General features: G+C 46.4%; 2 protein-coding genes. Both read right to left on the reverse strand.

Annotated features, from left to right (window positions below):
- Positions 1-530: NADH:ubiquinone reductase (Na(+)-transporting) subunit F (locus tag A3739_RS27095; protein ID WP_156502892.1), on the reverse strand; the 530-nt coding region annotated here is incomplete at its 3' end.
- A gap of 35 nt (positions 531-565) precedes the next feature.
- On the reverse strand, positions 566-765 hold a 200-nt coding region (locus A3739_RS27100), incomplete at its 5' end, for an Rnf-Nqr domain containing protein (protein ID WP_304440327.1).

The raw sequence follows: 765 nt of genomic DNA on the forward strand, positions 1-765 counted from the left end.
TCGTGTGGAGGACATTCAAGCTGAACATAACCACCTGCACGGAAATCGACATTTTCACCTTCAGGAAGACGAAGCGTCAGTTCCTTGATGAAAGTAGCAACGTTCGGGTTAGATTCAACCGTACATTCCCACTTCTTAACACCAAAGACTTCTTCGTCAACTTCAATTTTCATGTCCTGCTTAACAGGAACCTGACACGCTAAACGCCAACCTTCTGCTTCTTCACGACGAGTAAAGTGAGTACGCTCAGTAGGAAGCATGGAGCCACCACCTTCGAGCACTTTACAAGTACACTGCGCACAGGTACCACCGCCGCCACAAGCTGATGAAAGGAATAAGCCTTCAGACGCAAGCGTTTGAAGTAACTTACCACCAGCAGGCGTTTCAATTTTTGAGTTGGGATCATCATTTACAGTGATCGCAACATTACCCGAGCTAACTAGCTTAGCTCGCGCTGCCAAAATTACCGCAACCAACGTTAGAACGATGACGGTAAACATGACAACGCCTAGAACGAGTTCTGCATTCATATAGGATTACCCTTTTAAACCTCTTCGTCTAACAGCTACAGTGAAATACCGCTGAACGACATAAAACCAAGTGACATCAAACCAACAGTAATGAAGGTTATGCCAAGACCACGAAGGCCTTCTGGTACGTCGCTGTATTTCAACTTTTCACGGATGCCAGCCAGAGCTGCAATTGCTAGAGCCCAACCAACACCTGCACCCACACCATAAACCACTGATTCACCGAGGTTATAGT

It is taken from the genome of Oleiphilus sp. HI0067, assembly GCF_001635735.1.